Source organism: Aphanothece sacrum FPU1, from assembly GCF_003864295.1.
GTDB classification, from domain to species: Bacteria; Cyanobacteriota; Cyanobacteriia; order Cyanobacteriales; family Microcystaceae; genus Aphanothece_B; species Aphanothece_B sacrum.
This window is the reverse complement of sequence record NZ_BDQK01000013.1, coordinates 346,709-361,526: the sequence shown is the minus strand read 5'-3', so window position 1 is coordinate 361,526 and position 14,818 is coordinate 346,709. Positions and strand designations below refer to the sequence as shown.

At 37.3% G+C, this 14,818-nt stretch carries 13 protein-coding genes and 2 pseudogenes; 12 read left to right on the top strand and 3 right to left on the bottom strand.

What is annotated here, in order from left to right:
- Positions 1-318 precede the first annotated feature (318 nt).
- Entirely contained in the window at positions 319-669 is a 351-nt protein-coding gene (locus AsFPU1_RS12305) for an STAS domain-containing protein (protein ID WP_438357514.1), read from the top strand.
- A 400-nt stretch (positions 670-1,069) separates the two neighbouring features.
- Here AsFPU1_RS12305 and AsFPU1_RS23120 read toward each other — a convergent pair.
- Positions 1,070-1,210 (bottom strand): annotated as a pseudogene (locus AsFPU1_RS23120) (site-specific DNA-methyltransferase); the annotation flags it as partial.
- A gap of 376 nt (positions 1,211-1,586) precedes the next feature.
- Between AsFPU1_RS23120 and AsFPU1_RS12300 the strand changes: the two are divergent.
- From AsFPU1_RS12300 to larB, 4 genes are all read left to right on the top strand, one after another.
- A complete protein-coding gene (locus AsFPU1_RS12300; protein ID WP_124974947.1) occupies positions 1,587-2,867 on the top strand; it encodes a dihydrolipoamide acetyltransferase family protein in 1,281 nt (426 codons plus the stop codon).
- 201 nt (positions 2,868-3,068) lie between these two features.
- Positions 3,069-4,187 (top strand): fatty acid desaturase family protein, encoded by a 1,119-nt coding sequence (locus tag AsFPU1_RS12295; protein WP_124974945.1) that lies wholly within the window; start codon positions 3,069-3,071, stop codon positions 4,185-4,187.
- A 386-nt stretch (positions 4,188-4,573) separates the two neighbouring features.
- Positions 4,574-5,629, top strand: coding sequence for a signal peptidase I (lepB, locus tag AsFPU1_RS12290; RefSeq protein WP_227873518.1), 1,056 nt, complete (start codon positions 4,574-4,576; stop codon positions 5,627-5,629).
- Positions 5,630-5,635: 6 nt separating this feature from the next.
- Positions 5,636-6,415, top strand: a complete 780-nt coding sequence (larB, locus tag AsFPU1_RS12285) for a nickel pincer cofactor biosynthesis protein LarB (protein ID WP_124974943.1) — start codon at positions 5,636-5,638, stop codon at positions 6,413-6,415.
- 148 nt (positions 6,416-6,563) lie between these two features.
- Here the strand turns inward: larB and AsFPU1_RS12280 are convergent, their stop codons facing one another.
- A complete protein-coding gene (locus AsFPU1_RS12280; protein WP_124974941.1) occupies positions 6,564-7,088 on the bottom strand; it encodes a Ycf51 family protein in 525 nt (174 codons plus the stop codon).
- A gap of 238 nt (positions 7,089-7,326) precedes the next feature.
- Between AsFPU1_RS12280 and leuC the strand changes: the two genes are divergently transcribed.
- The 6 genes and pseudogenes from leuC to fabF all read left to right on the top strand — a co-directional run bounded on the left by leuC (position 7,327) and on the right by fabF (position 13,132).
- The gene (gene leuC, locus AsFPU1_RS12275; RefSeq protein ID WP_124974939.1) at positions 7,327-8,742 is read left to right on the top strand and encodes a 3-isopropylmalate dehydratase large subunit; all 1,416 of its coding nucleotides are present in this window, start codon (positions 7,327-7,329) and stop codon (positions 8,740-8,742) included.
- A gap of 98 nt (positions 8,743-8,840) precedes the next feature.
- Positions 8,841-9,803, top strand: a pseudogene (locus AsFPU1_RS12270) (recombinase family protein); the annotation flags it as partial.
- A 106-nt stretch (positions 9,804-9,909) separates the two neighbouring features.
- Positions 9,910-10,806: a sulfotransferase family protein gene (locus tag AsFPU1_RS12265; protein ID WP_124974935.1), complete on the top strand. Its 897-nt coding sequence runs from the start codon at positions 9,910-9,912 to the stop codon at positions 10,804-10,806.
- A gap of 53 nt (positions 10,807-10,859) precedes the next feature.
- On the top strand, positions 10,860-11,399 hold the full coding sequence (locus AsFPU1_RS12260) for a GNAT family N-acetyltransferase (protein WP_124974933.1): 540 nt from the start codon (positions 10,860-10,862) through the stop codon (positions 11,397-11,399).
- A gap of 152 nt (positions 11,400-11,551) precedes the next feature.
- The gene (gene acpP / locus AsFPU1_RS12255) at positions 11,552-11,788 is read left to right on the top strand and encodes an acyl carrier protein (RefSeq protein ID WP_124974931.1); all 237 of its coding nucleotides are present in this window, start codon (positions 11,552-11,554) and stop codon (positions 11,786-11,788) included.
- 93 nt (positions 11,789-11,881) lie between these two features.
- Positions 11,882-13,132, top strand: coding sequence for a beta-ketoacyl-ACP synthase II (gene fabF / locus AsFPU1_RS12250; protein ID WP_124974929.1), 1,251 nt, complete (start codon positions 11,882-11,884; stop codon positions 13,130-13,132).
- A gap of 311 nt (positions 13,133-13,443) precedes the next feature.
- Here the strand turns inward: fabF and AsFPU1_RS12245 are convergent, their stop codons facing one another.
- Positions 13,444-14,448: a glycosyltransferase gene (locus AsFPU1_RS12245; protein ID WP_124974927.1), complete on the bottom strand. Its 1,005-nt coding sequence runs from the start codon at positions 14,446-14,448 to the stop codon at positions 13,444-13,446.
- 140 nt (positions 14,449-14,588) lie between these two features.
- Here AsFPU1_RS12245 and AsFPU1_RS12240 point away from each other — a divergent pair, with 140 nt between their 5' ends.
- Positions 14,589-14,798: a glycogen debranching protein gene (locus AsFPU1_RS12240; RefSeq protein WP_124974925.1), complete on the top strand. Its 210-nt coding sequence runs from the start codon at positions 14,589-14,591 to the stop codon at positions 14,796-14,798.
- The last annotated feature ends 20 nt before the right edge of the window (positions 14,799-14,818 follow it).

Below are 14,818 nucleotides of genomic sequence, written 5' to 3'. Positions count from 1 at the left end.
TAACTTTTATTTACAAAATCTTGAGTATAATGTTAAACTATCATCTACACTTGTGGGCAATCTAAGATAGTTAAAGACTGGTTAAGGTCTGTATAGGAACAGATTTCTTGATTAATGAATGATTTGTGTTCTCCTCTAACCATCTAACAAAGTTGGTTCAAAAATCCTGACATAAGTTAACCAATTGTTAACTCAGCCTTAAACTGTGATTGAAAATTGTATCTTCAACAGGTTATTAAAGGATCATCAAGATAAAACTCAATTATAATTGAAGTCAACATTAGAGAAATTGCTTAGAAAAGAGGATCAATGAAAATGATAATGAGTAATTTAATGCAAGAAAAGTTAGCCATTGTTGAACCTATTGGCTATGTTACGGCTGCTAATGTTAGCCAATTTCAGGAAGAATTAACCACACTTGTCACGAATAAGAACTATTACAGTTTTTTAGTGGATATGGATAGAGTGGAATTTATGGATAGTGCTGGACTCATGGCCTTAGTAGCCGCATTTCGGTTAGCTCAAACTTTAGGAAAACGGTTTAGTTTATGTTCTCTGGCACCCTCAGTACGAATTATTTTTGAACTAACTCAATTAGATAGAGCTTTTGACATTTTTGTAGATCGTCAACAATTTGAAGGTTCATTACGACAAAAGGTTGCTGCTTAAACAATGGACAATGGAAAATTAACAATTGCTTAACTCCCACACAGTTTCGATATAGTATAATAGCCCATCTGAGTTCGACATAAGGTAATTGGTGAAAACCTCGCCATAAGCAGGAGTCTGGCAACCCTTATTCTCTCGTTGAAAAAATTATCCACGATGGACTCCAAACTCAGTTTAGCCCGATTTCAACCAAGTTGTCGGGAAAAATACCCACCTAAAAATACTATAAAATAGATATATTTTAGGTGGGTGAGGGATGGCCTGTTTAAGTCTTGTCAATTAGCCAAATTTATTGATTCACGTTATTAATTATAAATCTAAAGTTGTTTGTATTCCTTGGTTTTCTCGTTGTTTTTCGGCTAATTTAAGCACTTCAAACATCAAAAGAATATCAATCCGTAAAAATAACATCTAATATAATTTTCAAATAATGACTGGCAGAAGGATCACAATATAAATAAAAACTACCTATTGGTTTTAAAACCCGATGAGTTTCTGCTACTCTTAAAGTCATACTGACTAAATAAGGCAATAAACTCCCTTACGATGGAGACTAAGCACAAAAGCGACAACATTATCTTCCACATAAATACCAATGCGATAATCACCAAATTCTAAACCAATAATAATTCAAACAATCCCAATAATTTGTTTAAGTAACAGATATTGACAACAATAATCAAGGGTCACTTTAATGGTAAAATGCGATCTAAGTAGTCGGACATAAATAAACAATACTATGTTAAGAAATGTAACTAGGTTGTAACCCCTCTCCGGCGCTCCGGTGCTCCCCTGCTCACTTCACCGTAACGTTTATTTTTGTCCAGTTACTTAGCATCACATCTTATGTTGTCCTGATCATGCTTAACAGGACTTTTTAACGCTTTGATATAACTTTTAATTGGGAAGGTCGCTCCATGATTCACGATATTTTCATGCCTGCTTTAAGTTCTACCATGACCGAAGGAAAAATAGTCTCTTGGGTCAAATCTCCCGGAGATAAGGTCGAAAAAGGCGAAACAGTGGTGGTAGTAGAATCTGACAAAGCGGATATGGATGTAGAATCCTTCTATGAAGGCTATTTAGCAATTATTTTAGTCGAAGCTGGACAAGAAGCACCCGTCGGAAACGCGATCGCTTTAATTGCTGAAACTCAAGAAGAAATTACACAAGCTCAACAAAAAGCTCCTTCTAACCCTCCAAAATCACCAGAACCTAGCACAACCCATACACCGGAAATTAAAGCCGATACGACACCAAAAGTCGCTGTTACAACAACAGTTTCTCCGTCTCCTAATGGTCGGAATGGTCGCATTGTCGCTTCTCCCAGAGCCAAAAAATTAGCCCAAGAATTAAAAGTTAATCTCCATAGCCTGCAAGGTAGTGGCCCCTACGGTAGAATTGTCGCTGAAGATGTAGAACTCGCAGCAGGTAAAACCCCAACCTCAACAGTTACCTTTACTCCTCCTACCACCCCAGTTACCACAGTTAAGCCTATACCCCCTACTCCTACCCCAGTAACAGCAGGAGAAACAGTACCTTTAACTACTTTCCAAAAAGCCTTGGTACAAAACATGGTGGCTACCCTTGGGGTTCCTACTTTTCATGTGGGTTATACCATCACTACTGACGGGTTAGATAAGCTTTACAAACAGATTAAATCTAAAGGAGTTACCATGACTGCTTTACTTGCTAAAGCGGTGGCTGTTACCTTACAAAAACATCCTTTAGTTAATGCTAATTACACTGACCAAGGTATTCAATATCCCCAATCAATTAATATTGCAATCGCGGTGGCAATGCCTGATGGTGGTTTAATTACTCCTGTCTTACAAAATGCGGATCAAGTCGATATTTATTCCTTATCTCGTATATGGAAAGAGTTGGTTGAGCGAGCAAGGGCTAAACAATTACAACCTCAAGAATATAATAGCGGAACCTTTACTCTTTCTAATTTGGGAATGTTTGGAGTTGATCGTTTTGATGCTATCTTACCTCCAGGACAAGGATCAATTTTAGCGATCGGTGCTTCTCGTCCTCAAGTTGTAGCTACATCTGAAGGGTTATTTGGAATACAACGTCAAATGGCAGTTAATATTACTTGTGATCATCGGGTTATTTATGGTTCTCATGCTGCTGCTTTTTTACAAGATTTAGCTAAGTTAATTGAAACCAATGCTCAATCTTTGACTATGTAATTTAGCTATAAATTGTAGGGGTCAACGGCCGTTGACCCCTACAACAATTAATTAATAGTTTTAAGGTACTTTAGGCAGTGAAGGTTCAAAACTCCACTCCCGCATATTCGGGAAAATATATTTATTGATCATAGACTATGATAAAATACAAATACAAATGTTTATTGTATCGAAATAAAAAAAGTCAAAATTAACATATTTATGAAGTTGACTAATTCTCAAAAACTGATTCCCCAGGGAACTTATGCGAAAAAATTGCGCCCCTTTCTTCCAGATGAAGCGTTTCTTCGAGATCCGATGAAGTTAGTCATCCTGTTCATTAATTTGACAATTTTGCTTTTGGGTTGGATGATAGGCAGTCACTTAGATTCTTGGCCAATACATCTTTTATGGCTTTATTTACCTATAGCTATCATCATGGGCAATAGCGTGATTGTCTTACTATTTAGCTCCCACGATCTCATGCATGGTAGCGTCATTAGAAATGCACGATTAACCCAATTTATTAGCTTGTTAGGACTAAGTATGTTATGGATGCCACCAACTTTGTGGAAATCAATTCATAATCGAGTGCATCATAATCAAACAAATGCCTTAGGTGATCCAGATCGCAATTATTTATACGAGCAACCTAAAACCTGGGGGAAATGGATTCATAATGTAGTTGTACCTTCTGTCGAAGTTAATCCTCTATGGTTAACTGTGGGAATGTCAACAGCATGGGGAGTGCATCTTTTTCGCAATTTGACTTCCGTGCTGTTATTTAACAGGGAAAATGTCGATTATGTGCCTTCTGCTTTTACTGTCAGTGCCAAAGATCGTCGGGTGATCTTTGGTGAATTTTTGGTAATTTTTCTGCTTCATCTGAGCATATTAGCCTATCTACAATTTAATCCCGTCAAGCTCATTTTTAGCTACTTCTTACCCATTTGGATGGGCTATGCCGGATTAATGTTTTATATTTATACAAATCATCTGATTTGTCCAATGACCAAGGTTAACGATCCACTTCTCAATAGTGTTTCTATTCGAGTTCCTAAAATATTTGATCGACTGCATTTGAATTTTTCTTATCATACCGAACATCATCTATTTCCAGGAATGAATTCTGACTATTATCCTCTAGTTCAAGAGTTGTTAAAAATTCACTATCCCGAAAGCTTTAATTTATTAGATGCAGGGGAAGCCTGGCATTTGCTACTAACTACTCCTCGGCATTACAAAGATGAAAATACCTTGATAGATTGGTCAGGAGAAAATTCTGTTCCTTGTCCTCTTAATAACCTCATTGATAAGGAAGCTGTCAAAACAGCAAGATAAAACCTACTCAATATAGTAAGATGTAGTGAATTATCCCTAACTATATTGAGTCTTGCCCTAACTCCCAGACGAAACAGTCAAAATAATTAAGGTATCTTTTCTCCAAGAAGAAGTAATATTGTTCTAAGAACATTTTTAAGCATAGACACGCCTGGGATTATCATTTTTAATCTTATCATAAGTGCCTCAAATGGCGCAACTACGTAACTAAATTTTTCTTGATTTTGCCTCCCACAAGAGAAATTGAACAATTTTTAGGCATATTAGTAATTTAAAATAAAATCAATCAAATTATTAAAAATACTTATGCGATGAAAGGAATTAAGTATGGGGACGGTTAAGAAGCTAACATCAAGAGAATCGATTCAAATAACTAGAGGCTAAGAGTGTCCAGGTTAGAAGTAGAGAAAGATCCCTGGTTAGCAGTTAATTTATCAATGTTTTTTCCTGGTATTGGCCAATTTTATGGGGAATATATACTAAAGGGAATCATATTTTTTAGTGGGCAGTTGACTCTATTAATTATGACATTTTTGCATATTTTTGCGGCTGATGGGAACACGGTAACTGGATTAATTTGTTTAGGAATGGCGATTATTATCTACTTAGTAAATATTTTAGATGCTCATCTTGGTATTTACAATAAGAGACGGGATAAACTATTAGAAAAAATTCCCCGTAAACATAAAAATCCTTGGTTTTCCCTCTTTGCTTCACGAATTTTACCCGGATTAGGTCATCTTTATTTACAAAAACCCCGAATCGGTCTAACCTTATTAGTAGGGAGTATTATTTTATTTAGTTTAGATGATTTTATTCCTAAATTATTGATAATTACTCCGATGATAACAGCGATCGCTACTTATGATAGTTATGGAATTTTTCCAGGTTATCAAAGTCGTTGGCAACGATCTTTAGTAACAATAATGGCTGTCTTAATCTTTTTCATAGGATTAATGGGTAATTATTTCCCTCAATGGCTAGGAGAAAGGTTTGAAAGGTTTATAATTCCCAGTGAATCAATGAAACCCACCCTCAAAGTAGGTGATATAGTTTTTGTCAGTAAATCCCCTGATTATGTACCTCAACGGGGTGATATTGTGGTGTTTACTGCTCCAGAAAACCTCAAAGCGCGTGATCCAAACGTATCAGATTATTATATTAAGAGAATTATTGGGACTCCGGGAAATGAGGTTCGTATTGTGCAGGGAACAGTTTATATTAATAATCAACCCCTGGAAGAAACTTATATTGCTCAAGCTCCTCAATATCAATTAAACTCTCAATTAATTAAAGACAACACCTATTTAGTTTTAGGAGATAATCGCAATGATAGCTTTGACTCCCATATTTGGGGAACATTACCCAAAGACTTTATTGTAGGGAAAGCTTATAAAATTGGTTGGCCACCTCATCGTATTCAATCTTTAGAAGTTAAGTAATAAGTAATGAACCCAGATGCTCTGTATGTGCTTCTCCAAAAAATTGCTAACGGAGAAATTCAACCGGAAACGGCCTTAGAAAAACTTAAACATTTGAGTTTTGAAGCTGTTGAAGATTTTGCCAAAATTGATCATCATCGTCATTTAAGAACTGGATTTCCTGAAGTGATTTGGGGGCCAGGTAAAACTCCTGATCAAATTGCCCAAATTATGACCGTCATGGCTGGGCGATCGCCTGTTGTCATGGCCACTCGAATCGAGTCAATTGTAGCCGAACAATTACAAGCTCAAGTACCCCATTTAATTTACTATCCTATGGCTCGAATTTGCGCCCTCCAGACCGGAGAAATAGAACGTCAGGGTATAGGAGTCATTTCGATTATTACTGCGGGAACAGCCGATTTACCAGTCGCTGAGGAAGCAGCCATAACAGCCCAATTGTGTGGTTTTTCGGTGCAAAGGTTATGGGATGTAGGAGTAGCCGGAATTCACCGTTTATTGAGCCATCGTGAGTTAATTGGACAAGCAGATGTGTTAATTGTGGTAGCCGGGATGGAAGGAGCGTTACCGAGTGTAGTAGCGGGAATGGCTAATTGTCCTGTTATTGCTGTCCCTACCAGTGTGGGTTATGGGGTCAGTTTTGGTGGGGTGGCCCCTTTATTAACTATGCTTAATTCTTGTGCTACTGGGATAGGGGTTGTTAATATTGATAATGGGTTTGGGGCCGCTATTTTAGCCGGAAAAATTCTCAGGACAGCACAAAAAATTATGAATTATGAACTATGAATTATGAATTATGAATTATGAATTATGAATTATGAATTATGAATTATGAATTATGAATTATGAATTATGAATTATGAATATGGATAATTTATAAGTAGGTGACTTTAATTATGACCACCTACTTAATTTATAATTCATAATTCATAATTTATAATTTATAATTAGGTAACTTAGCCAAATTTTGACTAAAAATTTCAATGTCTAGGTTTTCATCCTCTCGAACAGCAAGCGATCGCTTAACTTGTCCCAGATAGAGAGGTTCAGTCATACCGGGTTGAGGATGAAGAATAGTGCGTAGTCGAATAGTTAATTGAGAATTTTGAGGACCGACTCTACCATAGGAAAAATAATCATTAGCCGCTTGTTTGAGGGTAGGTTCGACTTCATCAGGGGTAATAGAGGGAGGAACGACAATAACCACTTGATTTCCCCCATTATCATAAACACGAGAAAAATGAACGGCTCCAGGAATTTGAGTCCGAGTAAATAACCCTAACCCCAAACCAAATAATCCTACCGTGAGTACAACCATAAAGCTAGTTATTCCCACCAAACGAAAACGAAAGCCCCAACCCACAAAAAAGGCGACAATTGTTAACAATAAGAAAACAAGGCTTAAAATTCCTAACCATTGAATATAGTTGCTAAAGTTAAGATTTGTTAGTATGTCCATGCTAAAGTTTAATGAGGTGTTAGATTAAGCATAATATCACGATTACCTTGTTAGAAATCTTGATAATTTAATTATTTAACTGGGAAGGTTGTTACATGACACGACAAACGGAGACTAGATTAATTCATCTTCTCGAAGAAGTAAAAGAATCAGATTGAAAATATTCAACCCCTCGCGCATAGTTCCTCAAACCGCTAAAATGATAAACAGATAATGACTCTCTACAAGTATTACTTACATGAGCAAAGGAACCTTATTTGACAAAGTTTGGGAAGCCCACACTGTTAAAATTTTACCATCAGGCCAAACCCAACTATTCATCGGACTACATTTAATTCACGAAGTCACCAGTCCTCAAGCATTTGCTATGCTACGAGAAAGAGGACTCAAAGTATTGTATCCTGAGCGGACTGTGGCCACCGTTGATCATATTGTCCCCACAGAAAATCAGACCCGTCCTTTTGTTGATTATCTGGCCGAAGAAATGATGCAGGCCTTAGAAAACAATGCCCAAGATAACGGTATTCGTTTCTATAATATTGGATCAGGTAATCAAGGCATTGTTCATGTGATTGCCCCTGAACAAGGTTTAACCCAACCCGGAATGACTATTGCTTGTGGAGACTCCCATACATCTACCCATGGGGCCTTTGGTGCGATCGCATTTGGTATTGGCACTTCTCAAGTTAGAGATATTTTAGCTTCCCAAACCCTGGCTTTATCTAAACTAAAAGTCCGTAAAATTGAAGTAAATGGCACTTTACCCCCAGGAGTATATGCAAAAGATGTCATCCTGTATATCATCCGTCAATTAGGGGTTAAAGGAGGGGTAGGCTATGCTTATGAATATGCTGGCACTACCTTTGAAGCCATGTCTATGGAAGAACGGATGACTGTCTGTAATATGGCTATTGAAGGGGGGGCCCGGTGTGGCTATATTAACCCCGATGAGGTGACTTTTGAATATCTCAAAGGACGAGATTTTGCCCCTACAGGAAAAGACTGGGAGCAAGCGGTTACTTGGTGGCGTAGTATGAGATCAGATGCTGATGCTCAATATGATGATATCGTCACCTTTGAAGCAAGTGAGATTGAACCCACTATAACTTGGGGTATTACTCCCGGCCAAGGCCTTGGAGTCAGCGAAAATATTCCTACTCCTGATAGTTTACCCGAAGGAGAAAGAGCGATCGCTAAAGAAGCTTACGATTATATGCAGTTGTCCCCAGGAACCCCCATTAAAGGCACAAAAATTGATGTTTGTTTTATTGGGAGTTGTACAAATGGACGTATTAGCGATTTACGGGAAGCGGCCAAGTTTGCTCAAGGACATCGAGTAGCTTCTGGGGTCAAAGCATTTGTGGTTCCAGGTTCAGAACGGGTCAAAGAACAAGCAGAAGCGGAAGGACTCGATAAAATCTTTGTGGAGGCTGGGTTTGAATGGCGTGAGGCCGGTTGTTCAATGTGTTTAGCCATGAACCCCGATAAGTTACAAGGGGATCAAATTAGTGCATCTTCTTCTAACCGTAATTTTAAGGGTCGTCAGGGATCATCGACTGGACGTACTTTGTTAATGAGTCCCGCGATGGTTGTAGCAGCGGCCGTTAAAGGTCAAGTCTCAGATGTACGAGAGTTAATTGTTAATAAAATATAGCAGTCCTAGATCAAATAGAATCGCTATATTTCTATTTTATATTAACTATTGATCACATTTAAACCATGAAAAATAACGAAAATGAGGAGCAAAATTATCAAACTTCTCTAAAATTACAACAGGGACATTATCAAAATAGAATTAATGCTTTACCACCTCCAGGAAAAGCACCTTATGGATATCGTCGCGGTAAAGATAGATACATTATTGATCGTAGTACCGCCCCAGTAATTAAAGATTTTTTTGAGCAGTTTTTATTATTTGGTTCCCTTCGAGGTGCGGTTAAATATTTAGACAAAAGATATGGTAAAAAAATTTCTGTTTCGACTGGTCATCGTTGGTTAAATCATCCTGTTTATCGAGGAGATTTAATATATCAAAATCAAGACATTATTCCTGATACTCACATTGCCATTATTTCACGGGAAGAAGCGGCACAAATTGATCGTTTACTACGTCGTAATCAAAAATTACCTCCTAGAACTGCCAGTGCGCCTCGTTCTTTAGCTGGATTAGTAATGTGTCAAAAATGTCAATCTTCTATGAGCGTTAGTTGTACAAAAATCAAAAATAAACGACAACAATATCTCTATCTTCGGCCTAATAATTGTCTCTTAAATCCGCCATGTAATCTGCTTAATTATGAGACAATTTTACAACAAATAATCGAAAAAATATGTAAATATTTACCAGAAACTGTTGCTAAATTAAATCTTCCTAATCCCGAAATAATTAGAAATAATATCCAAGAAAAAATTAATAATAAACAAGCAATTATTAATCAATTACCAAATTTAATAAAATCAGAAATATTAGACTCTGAAACTGCGGCATTAAGACGGTATAAATTACAAACAGAAATCGCTCAATTAAGTGCTAAAATCGAACAATTACCGCCAGGAAATTTAAAAATTATTGCTCAAGCTGTTTCTTTACCTCAATTTTGGCAAGATTTATCAGAAGCAGAACGACGCTTTTATTTTCGAGAGTTTATTCAACAGGTTCAACTTATTCCTATTTCTGCGAAAAATTGGGATCTCAAATTAGTGTTTGTTTTCTAATAAAGGAGTTAGTTGTATCTCACTTATTGCGAAAAACGCTATAATAAACTATGTAAAACAAAAACTATGATATAGTTAATAACATTCAGGAGAAGAAGGGGCATTTATGAAATTGGTTAATTTTATTGTCATTGGTGCAGTGAAGTCAGGAACATCATCTGTTTATTCCTATTTAAAGGAACACCCACAAGTTTATATGAGTTCAATAAAAGAACCAAAGTTTTTTCAATGGGATGGAGAAAATAGACGTTTCTCGACGAAACTTGATGACAAGATTTATCAAAATGCAATTAAAACTTTTGATGAATACAAAGCATTATTTTCAGAGGTAAAAGATGAAACAGCTATTGGAGAAGCAAGTGTTAGCTATTTATATAATAAAGAAGCTCCAGGGAGAATGCATCGGCGATTTCCTGACCTTAAGTTAATAGCAATTTTAAGACACCCTGCGGATCGAGCTTTTTCTCACTATTTACATACTAAATGGTTAGGTCATGAACCCTTAAGTTTTTCTGAAGCATTAGCACAAGAAAACCAAAGAATTGAAGCTAACTGGGGACCGAGTTGGCACTATAGAAAACAGGGATTTTATTACGAACAAATTAATCGATATAAATCCCTATTTGATGAGAGTCAATTCAAAATATATTTATATGACGACTTAGGAAAAGATTCCCTCAATGTAATGCAAAATATGTATCAATACCTGGGCATTGATACAACTTTTATCCCCGATATCAGTAAACAGTATAATGTCCGTTCGTTTCCTAAAAATCAAATATTAGACCAGATCATAAATAAACCGAATGTGTTCAAGGATAAGTTAAAAAATCTTCTTCCCAATGATTGGCGCAAAAACTGGGTAACTTCAATGAAAAGAAAAAATAGTTGGAAACCGAAACTAGATCCTCAGTTGCGTCAGGAATTAACAGAAGGATATAAAGAAGATATAATAAAGCTTCAAGATTTAATTGATAAAGATTTATCTTTGTGGATTTCTTGACTTTTGACGGGATCTCGATTTGCGGGTAGCATTCGTCTATTTTATTGAATAAAATGCTAGAAATTATCACCCCTAGACTAATCTTAAGAAGATGGCAAACAGAAGATCAACAAACTTTCTCTCAAATTAATGCTGATCCCAGAGTTATGGAATTTTTACCTAAACCTCTTTCCTTTGATGAAAGTAACAGTTTCATTGAGAGAATAGAGACTCATTTTGAAGAAAATGGCTTTGGTTTATGGGCTACACAATTACAAGATTCTCCTAGTTTAATCGGATTTATCGGATTATCAATTCCTCGTTTTCAAGCTTCCTTTACCCCTTGTGTAGAAATAGGCTGGAGACTTGGATATGATTATTGGGGCAAAGGATACGCCACCGAAGGAGCAAAAGCCGCTTTAGAATTTGCCTTTACTCAACTTAATCTTCCAGAAGTCCTATCCTTTACCGTCCCGAAAAATTGGCGATCGCGGCGAGTCATGGAACGAATTGACATGAAATTTAGTCAAGAATTTGACCATCCTGATTTACCAGAAGGAAACCCCCTAAGAAAGCACATTTTATACAAAACAACCAACCCTCATCAATTTTAGGGAAGTATTCCCTGACTGACCATTTACGGATAAGATGAAGAATGCTAACTGAAGTCTGACTATGACATCAACCTAAGAAATGGTATCATCCGCCCCATTTCCCCTCGTTATGGACTCTCCGACGAGGTATCTAGCGGTATATATAAGGATTTATGAGCCAAGACATCTTTGATCGCGTTAAGACAATTATTAAAAACAACCTAGAAGTTGATGACGAAAGCAAAATCGTACCAGAGGCCTCTTTTACAGAGGATTTAGGGGCAGACTCCCTAGATATTGTTGAATTCGTGATGGCCCTAGAAGAAGAATTTGAGATTGAGATTCCTGACGAGGACGCTGAAAAAATTACTACAGTGCAAGAGGTGGTGGACTACATCATAAAGAAGTAAGTCACTGCTTAATTAACAAGATCGTTATTCCTCATACCAAATTCGCCCAACTCCAGACTGGGTAGATTAGGCCTTAATATGTAAGCAAAGATCATGACCAATCAAAAATTAAAGCGCGTTGTCGTAACAGGGCTAGGTGCGATCACCCCTATAGGAAATACCTTGGCCGAATACTGGGAAGGATTGATGAGTGGGCGCAATGGCATTAGTACAATTACCCGTTTCGACCCTTCTCAACACTTCTGTCGCATCGCAGGTGAAATCAAAGGATTTGACCCTCACGACTACTTCACTCGTAAAGAAGCTAAACACATGGATCGCTTTGCTCAATTAGGGGTGTCTGCCAGTCTACAAGCTTTAGCTCATTCTGAGTTAATCATTAATGACCTGAATGCTGAACAAGTGGGGGTCATTGTTGGGTCAGGCATAGGGGGAATTAAGGTTCTCGAAGATCAACAAGAAATTTATCTCGATCGCGGTCCTAGTCGTTGTAGTCCTTTTATGATTCCGATGATGATTGCTAATATGGCCTCTGGACTGACGGCGATTCATACAGGGGCTAAAGGGCCAAATAATTGTACGGTAACAGCTTGTGCGGCCGGTTCTCATGCCATTGGTGATGCTTTTCGTCTGATTCAACGGGGTTACGCTAAAGCCATGATTTGTGGGGGAACAGAAGCCTCTATTACTCCTCTGTCTCTGGCAGGTTTTGGGGCAGCCCGGGCCCTATCTACTCGTAATGATGATCCTTATACGGCTAGTCGTCCGTTTGATCGCGATCGAGATGGTTTTGTCATGGGAGAAGGATCAGGGATTTTACTCTTAGAAGAATTGGAACAGGCCCTCAACCGAGGAGCCACAATTTATGCTGAGATGGTAGGTTATGGCATGACCTGTGATGCCTATCATATGACGGCCCCTGTTCCTGATGGTCGTGGGGCAACTCGTGCCATGGAACTAGCCATAATCGATGGCGGATTAATTCCTGAGCAAATTAGTTATATTAATGCTCATGGAACCAGTACCTCGGCTAATGATGTGACGGAAACTAAGGCAATTAAAAAGGCTTTGGGACAACAAGCTTACAAAATTCCTATCAGTTCTACTAAGTCCATGACAGGGCATTTATTGGGTGGTTCGGGTGGTATTGAGGCAATAGCTGCTGTTATGGCCATCGCTAATGATCGTGTTCCCCCAACTATTAATTTAGCTAATCCTGACCCTGAATGTGATCTCGATTATGTCCGAGATCACAGTCGCGCTGTGACGGTGGACGTTGCCTTATCTAACTCTTTCGGGTTTGGTGGTCATAATGTGACCTTAGTTTTTAAAAAATATCGTTGAGTTTTAAATTCCTTCAGCCTTCAGCCTAAAGGCTGAGGCTACATATACGAAGCCTGCCGACGCAGGCTTTTCGTGTAATATGTAATATTTAACAATACCTAACCCGCGAAGGCGGGTTTTGTTTTAATAGCTACACCTTTCAAGGTGTTAGCTTTAAAATGGGTAAATAATTTAGGAATATTGTTGAGTCCTTCAGCCTAAAGGCTGAGGCTACAGATACAAAGCCTGCCGACGCAGGCTTTTCGTGTAATATGTAATATTTAACAATACCTAACCCGCGAAGGCGGGTTTTGTTTTAATAGCTACACCTTTCAAGGTGTCAGCTTGACAATTTTTTGACGTAATTTATTCCAGACTTTCTGGGTGAATAATTTAGCCATTCTTGGTTTAGTTAACCCCTGAATATTACCTGAATACTCACATTGATGATCAAAAAAATCGTTAATTTCTTTTAATATGACATCTAATCTTTTAAGAATATTCTCAGTTCTATATTCAGCTAAAACTTGATTTGATAAAGTTAATAAATCTAAAGATTTAAGAACTTTTAGTATTCTTTCTACATCATATTCTGTTGAATATCCAGCAATTTTATAACTATTAAAACCAGGATCTAAATAATCAGATAATGCCCCATTAACACTAGAAAATACTTGACAACCACAAGCTAAAGCTTCCATAGGTGGTAGTCCAAAACCCTCGCTAACCCCTTGTTGCGCCCAATATTCGGCCGAGTCATATAAATAGACTTTTGCTCGATTAAATAATTGAGCTAGATCTTCAACAAAATTATTAATGACTAGCACATTAGAGCGTTTTTGTAAAGTAGGAATTAACTGTTTTACTAAATAATCTGATGACTTTCTTGCTTGAACTAAAACATCAATATCCCGGTCTAAATGTAAGTTAGTAAACTCATCAGAAATTTGATTAGGTAAATAGTAAATTAAAGAATTAGGAGATTTTTGACCCCAATAACCCATCGTATTACGACTAACGGTTATAATAGGAATAGTTGAGGGTAATTGAAATCCATAACCTGCACTATGTGCATGATAAATAACCTGATAAGATTTTAATTTATGAGCAAGTTTAGGGACATCAAACCCCCAACTAATGACAAAAATAACATCATCTAAGTCTTTTTGTTTTAAAATATCATCTATGAAAAGATTATCCGGTTCTCGTTGACGATAAGTAACAACTTGAGAAGGACAAATTTGACTAGCTAAATTAAAAGCTTTTAATTCGGCAAACAGTCCCCCACAAACAAATTTACCTCCTGTCCCTGGTAATAAAAAATAAAGTTTTCTCATCCTTTCTAAAAGTAATTATTGAATCAAGCAATTGACAATTGACAATTAATAATTGACAATTAAGGTTTAAATAATTGTTCCTTGTTGAACAAAAAAAACAAGTCTAAAACTATTTAACTGGCCAAATCAGGGAAAAAACTATGATAATTTGGGTTAATGAACAAATCGATCCCTGTGGGATTATTTATTCTTGTATTGCTTGCTATGACGAAAAAGCCGCGAAAGACTGTCATCAAACTTGGCTTAATAACTTAAGCCAAGGGCAAAAACAAGAAGGTTGGGTAGCCCGTTTGAGAACTGTAGAATCTTGGGATGAAGTCCCCGTTAATGCCCTTAAACTGAGTGTTTAGTCAAAAATTGGTAAGGTGGG